The sequence below is a fragment of the Mesorhizobium sp. CCNWLY176 genome (assembly GCF_037153935.1).
Taxonomy (GTDB): Bacteria; Pseudomonadota; Alphaproteobacteria; order Rhizobiales; family Rhizobiaceae; genus Mesorhizobium_M; species Mesorhizobium_M zhangyense.
In genome coordinates, this window is sequence record NZ_JBBBDZ010000026.1 from 24,784 (window position 1) to 37,341 (window position 12,558).

Here is a 12,558-nt window from a genome sequence, read left to right on the forward strand (position 1 = left end):
GCTCAGGCGGCCCCGATGATGGCAAAGCCGCGCGCGCGCAGGCCGCGCCGGTCGTCTTCCAGCGAGCGCAGCAGCCTGTCGCGCGTATCGCGGATATGCCCGCAAATGGCTTCAGCCGCAGCGTCAGCATCGCGCCGGCGTATGAGGTCGAGAACATGGCGATGCTCGGCAAAGGCGTGACCGCGCGCTTCCTCGGTGCGGACCTCCAGCCAGCGCGCGCGCGACAGCTTTGTCATCGCGGCAGAGATCGCCTTGACCAGAAAGTCGTTGCCGGAAAGCCGCGCCAGTTCGACGTGGAAATCGGTGCCGATGCGGTGCCACTCCTCGCGCGGCGCATCCGGCTCGCAGGCGTTCAACAGGTCCTCGACGGCATCGATGTCGGCATCCGTCGCCCGCGCGCAGGCATGGCGCACGGCTGCCGTCTCCAGCGCCTCGCGGAACTCGGTCAGCGCTGCGATCTCGCCGAGATCGATCGGCGCGACGATCCAGTTGCGGCCGTCGCGCTGCACCAGTTCCTCGGCCTCCAGCCGCACGAGCGCCGCCCGCGCCGGCGTGCGCGAGCCGCCAAAGCGGCTCTCCAGCCAGCGCTCGGTCAGCCGTTCGCCCGGCGCGAGGTCGAGCGAAAGGATCATTTCGCGCAACTGGTCGTGGATCTGGAGCATCTGGGACATGGGAACCTGCCACGCCGGCTTTGAACTCGGCTATCAAGATTTCGAGGGATGCCATCTTGGTATCCCAATTTGGCATCCCATAATGAGGGCCTCTGGTTTTGGCAAGGATGATTTCCGGCAGCCCGTGGAAAAGCCGTTGTGCCAGGCATCATTGCTGCCAGAATATGGCACCATCGTTAGCTATGATGGGAACCGCCATGTCGCGATCCGAACGCCTGCTCGACCTCATCCAGACCTTGCGCCGCTACCGCCAGCCGGTGAGCGGCCAGACGCTGGCCGCCGAAATGGGCATCAGCATCCGCACGCTCTACCGCGACATCGCCACGCTGCAGGCGCAGGGCGCGCTTATCGAGGGTGAGCCCGGACTTGGCTATATCCTGCGCCCCGGCTTCATGCTGCCGCCGCTGATGTTTTCGGAAGACGAGATCGAGGCGCTGGTGCTCGGATCGCGCTGGGTGGCCAAGCAGGCGGACAACCGCCTGTCGGCTGCCGCCCGCGATGCCCTGGCCAAGGTCGCGGCGGTGCTCCCGGTCGACCTGCGCGAAAGCCTCGATGCCTCGACCCTGCTCGTCGGCCCGCCGATGACCGCAGCCGACAACGTCGATCTCGGCGTGCTGCGCAAGGCGATCCGCGCCGAGCGCAAGCTGGAACTGACCTACCGGGACAGCAGCGGCGCGGGCACGCGGCGCATGGTCTGGCCCTTCGCGCTCGGCTATTTCGACCGGGTGCGCGTGCTGGTGGCATGGTGCGAGCTGCGGCAGGACTTTCGCCACTTCCGCACCGACCGCATGTCCGATCTTTCCGCCACCGACACGCGCTATCCGCGCCGACGTCCGGCATTGCTGAAGGAATGGCGCGACAGCCAGGGCATTCCGCAACCGCAGTGATCGCTACTGCCAGAATCTGACAGTGTCAGCTCCTATGCTCTCCTCATCGCCAACAGGAGACCACACCGATGTCCAACACCTTCATGCTGCTCTATGTCACTGACGCCGAAAAGAGCGCGCGTTTCTATCAGGATCTGCTTGGCCGCGAGCCGCAGCGTTCCTCGCCCGGTTTCATCACGCTGACGCTGGAAAACGGCTTTACCATCGCGCTCTGGGCCAAGAACGGCGCGGTTCCCGCCGCTGATTTCACCGGCAGCAGCACTGAGCTGGTGTTCACTGTCGACGGCGCTTCCAGGCTGGACGTCACCCATGCCGACTGGGCCGGACGCGGGCTGAAGATCGTCATGGAACCGACCGACCTGCACTTCGGCCGCAATTTCGTTGCGCTCGATCCGGATGGACATCGGATACGGGTGGTTGCGCCGAACTAGCATTGGCACGTGGGATACCCCCTCTCCGTCGCGCTTCGCGCGCCCCCTCTCCCCCGCTTTGCGGGGGCGAGGAACCGGCACCTATCGAGGCCGCGACGCTTCAGGACTTGGGTTCCTCGCCCCATGAAATGGGGAGAGGTGGCACGCGAAGCGTGACGGAGAGGGGAAATTCCGACAAGCCCAACCCACAGGAGCACTCCCATGCCCAACAACTGGATCGCCATCGCCTCCGCCGAACATGTCCGCCGCGGTCGCTCAGAGGGTTTCATGCAGGTCTGCCATGGCAAGGCAGCGCCGCTGAGGCGCATCGCGGCGGGCGACGGCATTGCCTATTACTCGCCCTCGGTGACGTTCGGCGGCAATGACAAATTGCAGGCCTTCACCGCCATCGGCAGGGCTCGCCGCGGCGATCCCTATCTTTTCGACACAGGCTGCGGCTTCCGCCCCTATCGCCGCGACGTGGATTGGCTTTCAGCTTGCGAAGTGCCGATCAGGCCGCTGCTGGACGCGCTGGATTTCACCGCCGGTCAACGCAACTGGGGCTACCAGTTCCGATTCGGACTGTTTTCGGTGACCGAACATGATTTCGACCTGATCGCCGGCGCGATGGGTGCAAGATTGCCCGAACCGGCGTGAGCCAGTTCGACCGCTCACAAAAGATCGATCAGGAACGGGATCAGCGGCTCGTCGGCCGGCGGCATGGGATAGTCGCGCATCTGCTTGGGCCGCACCCATTTCAGCACCTGCCCCTCGCGTGGGTGAGGCGTGCCTTCGAACCGACGGCAGACATAGAGCGGCATCAGGAGATGAAAGGTCTCGTAGGAATGGCTGGCGAAGGTGAGCGGCGCAAGGCAGGCCACCTTGGTCTCGATGCCTATCTCCTCGCGCAGCTCGCGGATCAGCGTTTCCTCCGGCGTCTCGCCGGGCTCGACCTTGCCGCCGGGAAACTCCCACAGGCCGGCCAGCGTCTTGCCTTCCGGGCGCTGCGCCAGAAGCACGCGGCCATCCACGTCGACCAGCGCGCAGGCCGCGACCAGAAGAATGCGCTTTCCCGCCTCGCCGCTCATGCTCAGGCTTCCGGCGGACGGCGGTAGTGGTAGCGGTAGACTTCCTTGAAGCCGAGCGCGCCATAGACATGGCGGGCGGCTTCGTTGTCGGCCTCGACCTGGAGCCAGGCTTCGCGCGCACCGCGCGACTTCGCCCATTTCAGCGCCGACAGGACGATGCGGCGGCCATGGCCCTTTCCGCGCTCGGCGGCATCCGTCGCGATCTCGAACAGGCCGGCAATATCGCCTTCCTGCACGCAGATGGCGGTGGCCAGCGGCTTGTCGTTTTCCAGCACGAACAGGCCGGCCTCCGGCTGGATCGAGCCGATGATTTCGGAAAGCCCGGGCCGCAGCGAGGATGGCAGGCCGTGGACCTTGAGGGCAGCGCCGATGAAGCGACCGATATCCTTCAGCGGGATCTGGTCCAGCGCGCTTTCCACGCCCGCACCTTCCAGCGGCAGCCGCATGACCAGCGATTCGGAAAAAACGTCCCAGCCTAGATCGTCGAGATGGCTGGACAACACCGGCCCGGACAGCGGCGACATGCGGAAGGTGAGCGGGCGGCCGTAGGAATCGAAACGGCGCGCGGCGCGCGCGATGCGCTCCTTGAGATTGCCGACATCGCCCGGATCGAGCGGGTTGACCGAATTCAGCCGCTTGGCCGGATGGCCGGCGGTGAGCCGCACCACCCAGGTGCCGTCATAGTGAACGGTCGCAGCCGGCCAGGCACGAAATCCCGCCGCCTCGTAGCGGCGAACTTTCGCCAGTTCCGGTGTCGGGCGCTTGTCGTCCACGCCGGTCATCAGCTCCGGTAATCGCCATTGATGGCGACATATTCCTTGGTCAGGTCGCAGGTCCACACCGTCGCCTTGCCCCGGCCGATGCCGATATCGGCGCGGATGCGAACCTCGTCGCGCTTCATATAGGCCGAGGTCGCTTCTTCCGAGTAATCCGGGTCGCGCTCGCCATTGTGAGCGAGGCGGTTGTCGCCGAACCAGATCGACAGCAGGTCACGGTCTGCCGGCTCACCGGACTTGCCGACGGCCATGACGACGCGGCCCCAATTGGCGTCCTCGCCGGCCACCGCCGTCTTGACCAGCGGCGAATTGGCGATGGAAAGCGCGATGCGCTTGGCCGAGCGCGCAGACTTGGCGCCGGTGACGGTGACTTCCACCTGCTTGCGCGCACCCTCGCCGTCGCGCACGACCTGCAGCGCAAGGTTTTTCAGGATCTTGTTCAGCGCCCGCTTGAACTGGCCCAGGCGCGCATCCTTGATGTCGGTGATTGCCGGTGCGCCGCGCTTGGCGGCGGCTCCGGTGGCAAACAGCAGCAGCGTGTCGCTGGTCGAGGTATCACTGTCGACGGTGACGGCGTTGAAGGTCGGCGCAACGCCCTTGGACAGCAGCGCCTGCAGCACGGGAGCTGCGATCGGCGCGTCGGTGGCAACAAAGGACAGCATCGTCGCCATATCAGGCGCGATCATGCCGGCACCCTTGGCGATGCCGTTGATGGTGACATCGGCGTCGCCGAGCTTGACGGTGGCGGTCGCGACCTTGGGATAGGTGTCCGTGGTCATGATCGCCTTGGCGGCTTCGGTCCAGAGATCGGGCTTGCCATCCTTGACCAGACCGGCGAGCAGATGGCTGAAGCGGCCGGAATCGAGCGGCTCGCCGATGACGCCGGTGGACGCCTGGAACACTTCGCCCGGCGTGCAGCCGGCAGCCGTTGCCGCGGCCTTGCCGGTCAGCGCCGTCGATTCGCGGCCCTTCTTGCCGGTGAAGGCATTGGCGTTGCCCGAATTGACCACGAGAATGCGCGCCTTGCCGCCGGCAAGATTGTCGCGGCAGAAATCGACCGGCGCCGAAGGGCACTTTGAGCGGGTGAACACGCCGGCGACAGCCGTGCCGGCATCGAACACCATGGCCAGAAGGTCGGTGCGGCCCTTGTATTTGATGCCCGCTTCGGCAGTGGCGATGCGCACGCCCTCGATGGCCGGCATCTTCGGGTATTTTTTGGGTGCGAGAGGGGAAATGGCGGTCGACATGGGCACCTCTGCCGGCAAAAGCGCAGGAAAACGTGTGCCCGTTTGCCCGATAGTGCGTGCCGACGCAAGGCGTTTTCTTAGGACAAGCCCCGCCGGCGAATCAGGATCGGGCCGGATTTATGAAGCCGCGAAACAGTTTCTGCACGCCGGGAATGAGCACCCAGATCATGGTCGAGACCATCACCGGCACGACAATGAGCGTGCGTTGCCAGATGGTCCAGCCATCGGTCAGCGGGAAGACGACATAGAGCAGAGTGGTGAGCAGCGGATAGGCGCCGAGCAGCACGAGTAGCGCAAAGCGCGGGCGGGAAAAGCGGTTGGGACTGGTGGTGGCGGACATGCGCCTCTCCTATATAATCGAAACGGAACGTTCCGTTATATAAAACGGGCCGTTTCGTTTCGTCAAGACCTCATGCTAAGGAAATATGAGGAGCGAGGTGGAAACGATGCCAGACAGCCCGGAAGAAGCGCGCCGCTCGATCGGCGCCAAGCGCAACCCGGCAAGCGCGGACGCGATCCGCGAGGCGGCGCAGGCCGTGTTGCTGGAAGCGGGCTATGCCGGCTTTTCCATCGAGGCAGTGGCGCGCCGGGCGCGTGCCGGCAAGCCGACGATCTATCGCTGGTGGCCGAGCAAGGCTGCCCTGCTGATCGATGTCTACCAGCGCCAGAAGCGCGTCGACAATCCGGACACGGGCAGCATCGAGGAAGACCTCGTCCTGTTTCTGAAGTCGCTCTTTCGGCATTGGCGCGAAACGCCGTCGGGCAGCATTTTCCGCTCCATCATCGCCGAGGCGCAATCGGACGAGGCCGCAGCGGCAGCCCTTGCCGACTACAGCCGCAGCCGTCGCGAGCACACCGGGCTGATGATCGAGCGCGCCAGGGAACGCGGCGAAGTCGCCGCCGATGTCGAGCCGACGCTGGTTGCCGATCTCGTCGCATCCTATGCCTGGGTGCACCTGTTGACCGGGCGAACCGACGAGGACGAGGCGACGATCCGCACGGCGGTCGGGGTCATTTTGCGTGGAGTGAGGAAACCGGCCCAAGGCGGGAAAGCCCCCTCCTGAGGCCGCGCAAGGCGTTGAAAGGCAGGGCTTCTTGCCCGGTTCGCGCGGCTGGACGACCCGTTTTGGCCAGCTTGAGTCATTGTGACGCCGGCGATGCCGGGATAGGCCGGTCTCCATAAGTGGAGGCTACAAAACGATGGAAGCACCGGCACCGGCAAATACCGGCTGGGCTGACCTGCTCGCCGAAGGCAGGCTGCCGCGCTTCGCGCTGATCTGTCTCGGCATTTGGCTGAACGCCGCCGACGCGCTCGTCACCGCCACGATCATGCCGAGCGTCGGCGCCGAACTTGGCGGCTACGCCTATTTCAGCTGGGCGGTCGCCGGCTTTCTCGTCGGCGCTATCCTGGCGGGTGCGAGCGCTGGGCGGCTTTCGGAGATATTCGGCCTGCGCCTGGCGACCGCCATTGCCGGACTGGTGCTGGCGGCGGGCTGCGTGCTCAGCGCCGCCGCCCCGACCATCGGCATCTTCCTCACCGGCCGGGTATTGCAAGGCGTAGGCTGCGGCTGGACCGCCGGCTTTGCCATGGTCGCCATCGCGGTCCTCTTTCCCGAGCGGCATCTGGCGCGGGTATTCGCAGCCGTTTCCGGCGTCTGGGGCGTCGCCACCATACTCGGGCCGCTGGTCGGCGGGCTGTTTGCCGAAACAGGCAACTGGCGATCGGTGTTCTGGCTGTTCGCCATCCAGGCGGTGATCTTCAGCGCCGCGACGCCCTTTCTGCTTAAGGGCACCACCCGCTCGCAAGGCGAAAGCGGAATTCCCTGGCTGCAACTCGGTACGCTGGGGCTGGGCGTCGCCGCCATTTCGCTGGCCGACACGATGGGCCAGCCATTGGCAGCACTCGGCCTCGTCGCAGTCGGGCTGGCGATCCTCGCCCTCGTGCTGCGGATCGACGCCAAGGCCAAGGTTCGCCTGCTGCCGCATCGCGCCGGCGATCTGCGAACCATCAGCGGCGCCGGCTATGCCGCCATGTTTGCGCTGATGGCGTCGTCGATGGGGCTGACCGTCTATGGTCCCGCCATCCTCCAGACCCTGCACGGCCTTTCGCCGCTCTTTGCCGGTTATGTGGTGGGCGTGCAGGCGCTTTCGTGGACTTTTGCCGCCGTTGCAGTTGCAGGCGTGGCGAGCATCGCCGGCGAGCGCCGCTGGGTACGCATCGGCGCAGGCTGCATCCTGGCCGGCGTGGCACTGCTGGCGGTGGTGCTGCATCAGGCACAGTTGGTGTTCGTAATCCTCGCCGCCGCCACCTTGGGGGCCGGCTTCGGCTTTTCGTCGAGCCTGATGAGTCGGCGGATTCTGGGCGCGCTCTCAGACGAGGATCGCGCCATCGGCGCTTCGGCCTTCATCGCCGTGCGCCAGACGGGCGGCGCTGTCGGTGCGGCAATCGCCGGCGCAACGGCAAACCTCGTCGGCTTCGGCACTGGCCTGACGGTCGAGACGGCGCAGGCGACCGCTTTCTGGGTATTCATAACCGCGCTGCCGATGGCGCTGGCAGGTTTTCTGGCGGCTTGGCGGCTGAGCGGGTCGGCGGTGAAGGCTTAACCAGCCGACTACCTAAAAAAACAAGGGCCGCGAATAACCGCAGCCCCTGCTCAAAACTCTGTAGCCTGACGAGGTCAGGCGCGAGAATAAAATTACTTCGCCGCTTCCATCGCGTCGACGGCCTTCTTCAGTTCGGGATCGGCGACATCGACCTTGGCCGCGCCGCGCAGCGACTTGACCAGCTCGAAATACTTGTCGCGCAGGAGAAGCGAACGGACCTGCTCCTTGACCTGCTCGAAAGCCGGCGGCTGCTGGGTACGCTTGTCCTCGACCTTGATGACGTGCCAGCCGAACTGGCTCTGCACCGGCTGCTCGGTATATTTTCCGACTTCCAGCGCGAAAGCCGCCTTCTCGAATTCCGGCACCATCTGGCCGGGGCCGAAGAAGCCGAGATCGCCGCCATTGGTGCCGGAGCCGGCATCAGTGGACTTTTCCTTGGCGATGTCCTCGAACTTGGCGCCGCCATCGAGCTGCTTGATGATGGCGTCCGCTTCTTCCTTGGTCTTCACGAGGATGTGACGGGCATGAACCTCGTTGACAGGCGGGGTATCAGCCATTTCCTTGTCGTAGCGGGCGCGGATTTCCTCGTCGGTGATCTTCTTAGACACTTCCGATTCGACCACGGCGCTGTGCAGCGCGCGTTCCTGCAGGAACTTCATGCGGCGCTGGAATTCGGGATCCTTGTCGAGACCCTTGTTCTTCGCCTCGGCTGCCAGCAACTGGATTTCGATGGTCGCCGAAAGCGCTGCGGCGCGGCGCTGCTCGGCCGGAAGCCGGGCGAACTGCTGGTCGAGGTCGCCCAGCGCCAGCTCGAGGTCGGCCTCGGTGATCGTCTGGCCGTTGACGGTAGCGATGACCGTCTTGGGATCGACCGGCTTTGCAGCCTCGGGCGCAGGCGCAGCGGCTGCCGGCTTGGTTTCCTGCGCGACGGCCTGCGTGGCCGCCGGAACTGCAAGCGCGATAAGAGCGCCCAGGCCGGCATAAGAGGCGCGTCGGAACGAAAAGGGCATCAGAAACACTCCGGTGGGGATTGGAAGAACTTTCAAATCAGCACAATTGTGGCCGAATTTGGCGCGACAGACAGCAACGCTGCCACGTTGACATCGCTTGTGCCCCCTCTTATCTGTCCTTCGACTTTGCGTCCAGAACCGTTTTCCCGGGCGCTTTTCGTTGTTTCAACCTGATCCGGTTAGTAGGATAGCGGGTTAAGTCGGCACACCGCCGGCAAGATTCGAATTGAAAGGCCCTTTGATGGTCAGTCTCGGCGGCATCGCCCGTAAGATTTTCGGCTCCTCCAATGATCGCCGCGTCAAGTCGACGCGCCCCAGGGTGGAGGCGATCAATGCGATAGAAAATGAATTGCGCGCGCTCACCGACGATGAGCTGCGCGCCCGCACCGACCAGTTCCGGCAGGACCTGGCCAATGGCGCCGACATCGACGACCTGTTGATCCCGGCATTCGCAACGGCGCGCGAAGGAGCACGGCGTGTGCTTGGCCTGCGTCCCTTCGACGTTCAGCTCATCGGCGGCATGGTGCTGCATGGCGGCGGCATCGCCGAGATGCGCACCGGCGAGGGCAAGACGCTGGTCGCCACGCTGCCCGTCTATCTCAACGCGCTGACCGGCAAGGGCGTCCATGTCGTCACCGTCAACGACTACCTCGCCAAGCGCGACTCCGAATGGATGGGCCGCATCTACAAGTTCCTCGGCCTCACCGTCGGCGTCATCGTCCACGGCATGAGCGACGAGGAGCGCCGCGAGGCCTATGCCTGCGACGTGACCTACGCCACCAACAACGAACTCGGCTTCGACTATCTGCGCGACAACATGAAATATGAGCGCGCCCAGATGGTGCAGCGCAATCACAATTACGCGATCGTCGACGAAGTCGACTCGATCCTGGTCGACGAGGCGCGCACGCCGCTGATCATTTCCGGCCCGCTCGAGGACCGCTCGGAGATGTACAACACCGTCGACGCCTTCATGCTGCAGCTGACGCCCGAAGATTATGAGGTCGACGAGAAGCAGAAGACCGCGATCTTCACCGAGGACGGCACCGAGAAGCTGGAAAACCTGCTGCGCGATGCCGGCCACCTGAAGGGCGAGTCGCTCTATGACGTCGAGAACGTCGCCATCGTCCACCACGTCAACAACGCGCTGAAGGCTCACCGCCTGTTCCAGCGCGACAAGGACTACATCGTCAAGGATGGCGAGATCGTCATCATCGACGAGTTCACCGGCCGCATGATGCCGGGCCGCCGCTTCTCCGAAGGCCTGCACCAGGCGCTGGAAGCCAAGGAACACGTGGCCATCCAGCCGGAAAACCAGACGCTGGCCTCGGTCACCTTCCAGAACTATTTCCGCATGTATTCGAAGCTCGCCGGCATGACCGGTACCGCTTCCACGGAAGCGGAAGAATTCGGCAACATCTACGGTCTCGAAGTCACCGAAGTGCCGACCAACCAGTCCGTGCTCCGCATCGACGAGGACGACGAGGTCTACCGGACCGTCGAGGAAAAATACAAGGCGATCGTCAAGGAGATCCGGGAAGCAAGCTCCAAGGGCCAGCCGACGCTGGTCGGCACGACCTCCATCGAGAAGTCGGAGCAGCTTGCCGAGCGCCTGCGCCAGGACGGTTTCAAGGACTTCCAGGTTCTGAACGCCCGCCATCATGAGCGCGAAGCCTCGATCGTCGCCCAGGCCGGCAAGCCCGGCGCCATCACCATCGCCACCAACATGGCCGGCCGCGGCACCGACATCCAGCTCGGCGGCAACGCCGAGATGCGCATCGAAGAAGAGCTCGGCGACATGCCGGAAGGTCCGGAGCGCGAGGCCAAGGAAAAGGCGATCCGCGACGACATCGCCGTCTTGAAGGAAAAGGCACTCGCTGCCGGCGGCCTCTACGTTCTGGCCACCGAACGCCACGAAAGCCGCCGCATCGACAACCAGCTCCGCGGCCGCTCCGGCCGTCAGGGCGACCCGGGCCGCTCGAAATTCTTCCTGTCGCTGCAGGACGACCTGATGCGCATTTTCGGTTCCGAGCGCATGGACGGCATGCTCCAGAAGCTCGGCCTCAAGGAAGACGAAGCCATCATCCATCCCTGGATCAACAAGGCTCTGGAAAAGGCGCAGAAGAAGGTCGAGGCGCGCAACTTCGACATCCGCAAGAATCTGCTGAAATACGACGACGTCATGAACGACCAGCGCAAGGTCGTCTTCGGCCAGCGCATCGATCTGATGGACGGCGAAAGCCTGACCGAGACGGTCGCCGAGATGCGCCAAGACGTGATCGACGATCTCGTCGCCAAGCACATTCCAGAAAATGCCTATTCCGAACAATGGGATGCCGCCGGCCTCAAGGAGGGCGTCATCCAGTATCTCAATCTCGATCTGCCGATCGAGGACTGGGTGCAGGAAGAAGGCATCGCCGAGGAAGATATCCGCCAGCGCATCACCGAGCAGGCCAACGCCGTTGCCAAGGATCGCGCCGACCGCTTCGGCCCCGAGGTCATGGCCTATGTCGAGCGCTCGGTCGTGTTGCAGACGCTGGATCACCTGTGGCGCGAGCATCTGGTCAATCTCGACCATCTGCGCTCGGTCGTCGGCTTCCGCGGCTATGCCCAGCGCGACCCGCTGAACGAGTACAAGTCGGAAGGTTTTGAGCTGTTCCAGGCCATGCTCGGCAATCTGCGCCAGGCGGTGACCGCGCAGCTGATGCGCGTCGAGCTGGTGCGCGAGGCAGCCGACGCCCCGCCGCCGCAGGCGCCGCAGACCTTCGGCCAGCACATCGACGCCTCAACCGGCGAGGACGATTTCGGTGACACCATGACCGCAGTCATGGAAGACAGCCGCGTCGTCGCCGCCGAAGACCGCGACCCGACCGACCAGCGCACCTGGGGCAAGGTCGGCCGCAACGAGGCCTGCCCTTGCGGCTCGGGCAAGAAATACAAGCACTGCCACGGTGCTTTCGCCTGACGTGAAGCCAGCAAACGAAGCCGCCTGAACAGTCAGGCGGCTTAACTGTTGGCTGGCTGTCCGGCGGCGCCATGTGGCTGACTAGTCAGGCCCAAAAATGGCGCAGAATATCTACGACAAGTCCGAGTTCTTTGCCGGCTACAGCCAGCTCAACCGTTCCGTCCACGGGCTTGACGGAGCGCCGGAATGGCCGTCGATCCGTGCCATGCTTCCGGATCTTTCGGGCAAGCGCGTCGTCGATCTTGGCTGCGGTTTCGGCTGGTTCGCCCGCTGGGCACGCGAACGTGGGGCCGCGCATGTGCTCGGGCTCGATCTGTCGGAGAACATGATTGCCCGCGCGCGGGCCGACACCGCCGAGCCGAACATCGAATACGCCATCGCCGATCTGGAAAAGCTCGAACTGCCCGGGGCGTCCTTCGATTTCGCCTACAGTTCGCTGGCTTTTCACTACATCGAGGATTTCGGCAGGCTGGTGCAGACGGTGCACCGCGCGCTGGTTGCCGGAGCGCATTTCGTCTTCACCATCGAGCATCCGATCTTCATGACGCCGACGCATCCCGGCTGGTCGCTGGACGCCGACGGCAACAGGACATGGCCGGTCAACCGCTATGCCATTGAAGGTCCCCGCGAAACCGACTGGTTCGCCAAGGGCGTCATCAAGCAGCACCGCACCATCGGCACGACGCTCAACACACTGATCGGCGCGGGTTTCACGATCCGGCATGTCGAGGAGTGGAGCCCGACCGCGCAACAGTTCGCTGCAAATCCCGGTCTGACTGATGAAATGGAACGGCCGATGATGATGCTGGTGGCCGCCCAACGCTAGACGTTTCGGCGAAAACCCTGAGACCGAACCGTTTCTTAAAGACTTTTGCGTAAGCGTCCTTTTTGGAAATCGGA

The 12,558-nt window shown here is 64.3% G+C and carries 13 protein-coding genes; 7 read left to right on the forward strand and 6 right to left on the reverse strand.

The window, feature by feature from the left end; all coding sequences use genetic code 11:
* Positions 1 to 2: 2 nt before the first annotated feature.
* Entirely contained in the window at positions 3 to 671 is a 669-nt protein-coding gene (locus WBQ96_RS27150; RefSeq protein WP_336555940.1) for a GntR family transcriptional regulator, read from the reverse strand.
* A 197-nt stretch (positions 672 to 868) separates the two neighbouring features.
* Here WBQ96_RS27150 and WBQ96_RS27155 point away from each other — a divergent pair, with 197 nt between their 5' ends.
* The 3 genes from WBQ96_RS27155 to WBQ96_RS27165 all read left to right on the forward strand — a co-directional run bounded on the left by WBQ96_RS27155 (position 869) and on the right by WBQ96_RS27165 (position 2,625).
* Positions 869 to 1,558 carry a helix-turn-helix transcriptional regulator gene (locus WBQ96_RS27155; protein ID WP_336555938.1) on the forward strand — a complete coding sequence of 230 codons (690 nt, stop codon included), beginning with the start codon at positions 869 to 871 and terminating at the stop codon, positions 1,556 to 1,558.
* Between the two features lie 68 nt (positions 1,559 to 1,626).
* Positions 1,627 to 1,989, forward strand: a complete 363-nt coding sequence (locus tag WBQ96_RS27160; RefSeq protein WP_336555936.1) for a VOC family protein — start codon at positions 1,627 to 1,629, stop codon at positions 1,987 to 1,989.
* Positions 1,990 to 2,190: 201 nt separating this feature from the next.
* On the forward strand, positions 2,191 to 2,625 hold the full coding sequence (locus WBQ96_RS27165) for an EVE domain-containing protein (RefSeq protein ID WP_336555935.1): 435 nt from the start codon (positions 2,191 to 2,193) through the stop codon (positions 2,623 to 2,625).
* A gap of 14 nt (positions 2,626 to 2,639) precedes the next feature.
* On the opposite strand, the gene mutT is transcribed toward WBQ96_RS27165, so the two are convergent.
* The 4 genes from mutT to WBQ96_RS27185 all read right to left on the reverse strand — a co-directional run bounded on the left by mutT (position 2,640) and on the right by WBQ96_RS27185 (position 5,419).
* Positions 2,640 to 3,056: an 8-oxo-dGTP diphosphatase MutT gene (mutT, locus tag WBQ96_RS27170; RefSeq protein ID WP_336555934.1), complete on the reverse strand. Its 417-nt coding sequence runs from the start codon at positions 3,054 to 3,056 to the stop codon at positions 2,640 to 2,642.
* A 2-nt stretch (positions 3,057 to 3,058) separates the two neighbouring features.
* Positions 3,059 to 3,838, reverse strand: a complete 780-nt coding sequence (locus tag WBQ96_RS27175) for a GNAT family N-acetyltransferase (RefSeq protein ID WP_336555933.1) — start codon at positions 3,836 to 3,838, stop codon at positions 3,059 to 3,061.
* Positions 3,838 to 5,079: a bifunctional glutamate N-acetyltransferase/amino-acid acetyltransferase ArgJ gene (argJ, locus tag WBQ96_RS27180; protein WP_336555931.1), complete on the reverse strand. Its 1,242-nt coding sequence runs from the start codon at positions 5,077 to 5,079 to the stop codon at positions 3,838 to 3,840. The genes WBQ96_RS27175 and argJ overlap by 1 nt, the downstream gene beginning before the upstream one ends.
* A gap of 100 nt (positions 5,080 to 5,179) precedes the next feature.
* Positions 5,180 to 5,419, reverse strand: a complete 240-nt coding sequence (locus WBQ96_RS27185) for a hypothetical protein (protein WP_119815194.1) — start codon at positions 5,417 to 5,419, stop codon at positions 5,180 to 5,182.
* Between the two features lie 106 nt (positions 5,420 to 5,525).
* Here WBQ96_RS27185 and WBQ96_RS27190 point away from each other — a divergent pair, with 106 nt between their 5' ends.
* Both WBQ96_RS27190 and WBQ96_RS27195 read left to right on the forward strand, forming a co-directional pair.
* Positions 5,526 to 6,143: a TetR/AcrR family transcriptional regulator gene (locus WBQ96_RS27190; protein ID WP_336555977.1), complete on the forward strand. Its 618-nt coding sequence runs from the start codon at positions 5,526 to 5,528 to the stop codon at positions 6,141 to 6,143.
* A 136-nt stretch (positions 6,144 to 6,279) separates the two neighbouring features.
* Positions 6,280 to 7,683, forward strand: a complete 1,404-nt coding sequence (locus tag WBQ96_RS27195; RefSeq protein WP_336555928.1) for an MFS transporter — start codon at positions 6,280 to 6,282, stop codon at positions 7,681 to 7,683.
* Between the two features lie 92 nt (positions 7,684 to 7,775).
* Here the strand turns inward: WBQ96_RS27195 and WBQ96_RS27200 are convergent, their stop codons facing one another.
* Positions 7,776 to 8,693, reverse strand: a complete 918-nt coding sequence (locus WBQ96_RS27200; RefSeq protein ID WP_165121267.1) for a peptidylprolyl isomerase — start codon at positions 8,691 to 8,693, stop codon at positions 7,776 to 7,778.
* A 241-nt stretch (positions 8,694 to 8,934) separates the two neighbouring features.
* On the opposite strand from WBQ96_RS27200, the gene secA reads away from it, so the two are divergent.
* The gene (secA, locus tag WBQ96_RS27205) at positions 8,935 to 11,658 is read left to right on the forward strand and encodes a preprotein translocase subunit SecA (RefSeq protein ID WP_336555975.1); all 2,724 of its coding nucleotides are present in this window, start codon (positions 8,935 to 8,937) and stop codon (positions 11,656 to 11,658) included.
* A 97-nt stretch (positions 11,659 to 11,755) separates the two neighbouring features.
* Positions 11,756 to 12,484, forward strand: a complete 729-nt coding sequence (locus WBQ96_RS27210; protein WP_336555925.1) for a class I SAM-dependent methyltransferase — start codon at positions 11,756 to 11,758, stop codon at positions 12,482 to 12,484.
* Positions 12,485 to 12,558: the final 74 nt, after the last annotated feature.

Excerpts from the sequence above, each read along its gene's own strand:
- WBQ96_RS27175 (WP_336555933.1), bottom strand. The coding sequence starts at position 3,838 with ATGACCGGCGTGGACGACAAGCGCCCGACACCGGAACTGGCGAAAGTT.
- WBQ96_RS27190 (WP_336555977.1), top strand. The coding sequence starts at position 5,526 with ATGCCAGACAGCCCGGAAGAAGCGCGCCGCTCGATCGGCGCCAAGCGC.
- WBQ96_RS27200 (WP_165121267.1), bottom strand. The coding sequence starts at position 8,693 with ATGCCCTTTTCGTTCCGACGCGCCTCTTATGCCGGCCTGGGCGCTCTT.
- argJ (WP_336555931.1), bottom strand. The coding sequence starts at position 5,079 with ATGTCGACCGCCATTTCCCCTCTCGCACCCAAAAAATACCCGAAGATG.
- secA (WP_336555975.1), top strand. The coding sequence starts at position 8,935 with ATGGTCAGTCTCGGCGGCATCGCCCGTAAGATTTTCGGCTCCTCCAAT.
- WBQ96_RS27155 (WP_336555938.1), top strand. The coding sequence starts at position 869 with ATGTCGCGATCCGAACGCCTGCTCGACCTCATCCAGACCTTGCGCCGC.
- WBQ96_RS27150 (WP_336555940.1), bottom strand. The coding sequence starts at position 671 with ATGTCCCAGATGCTCCAGATCCACGACCAGTTGCGCGAAATGATCCTT.
- mutT (WP_336555934.1), bottom strand. The coding sequence starts at position 3,056 with ATGAGCGGCGAGGCGGGAAAGCGCATTCTTCTGGTCGCGGCCTGCGCG.
- WBQ96_RS27210 (WP_336555925.1), top strand. The coding sequence starts at position 11,756 with ATGGCGCAGAATATCTACGACAAGTCCGAGTTCTTTGCCGGCTACAGC.
- WBQ96_RS27185 (WP_119815194.1), bottom strand. The coding sequence starts at position 5,419 with ATGTCCGCCACCACCAGTCCCAACCGCTTTTCCCGCCCGCGCTTTGCG.
- WBQ96_RS27160 (WP_336555936.1), top strand. The coding sequence starts at position 1,627 with ATGTCCAACACCTTCATGCTGCTCTATGTCACTGACGCCGAAAAGAGC.
- WBQ96_RS27195 (WP_336555928.1), top strand. The coding sequence starts at position 6,280 with ATGGAAGCACCGGCACCGGCAAATACCGGCTGGGCTGACCTGCTCGCC.
- WBQ96_RS27165 (WP_336555935.1), top strand. The coding sequence starts at position 2,191 with ATGCCCAACAACTGGATCGCCATCGCCTCCGCCGAACATGTCCGCCGC.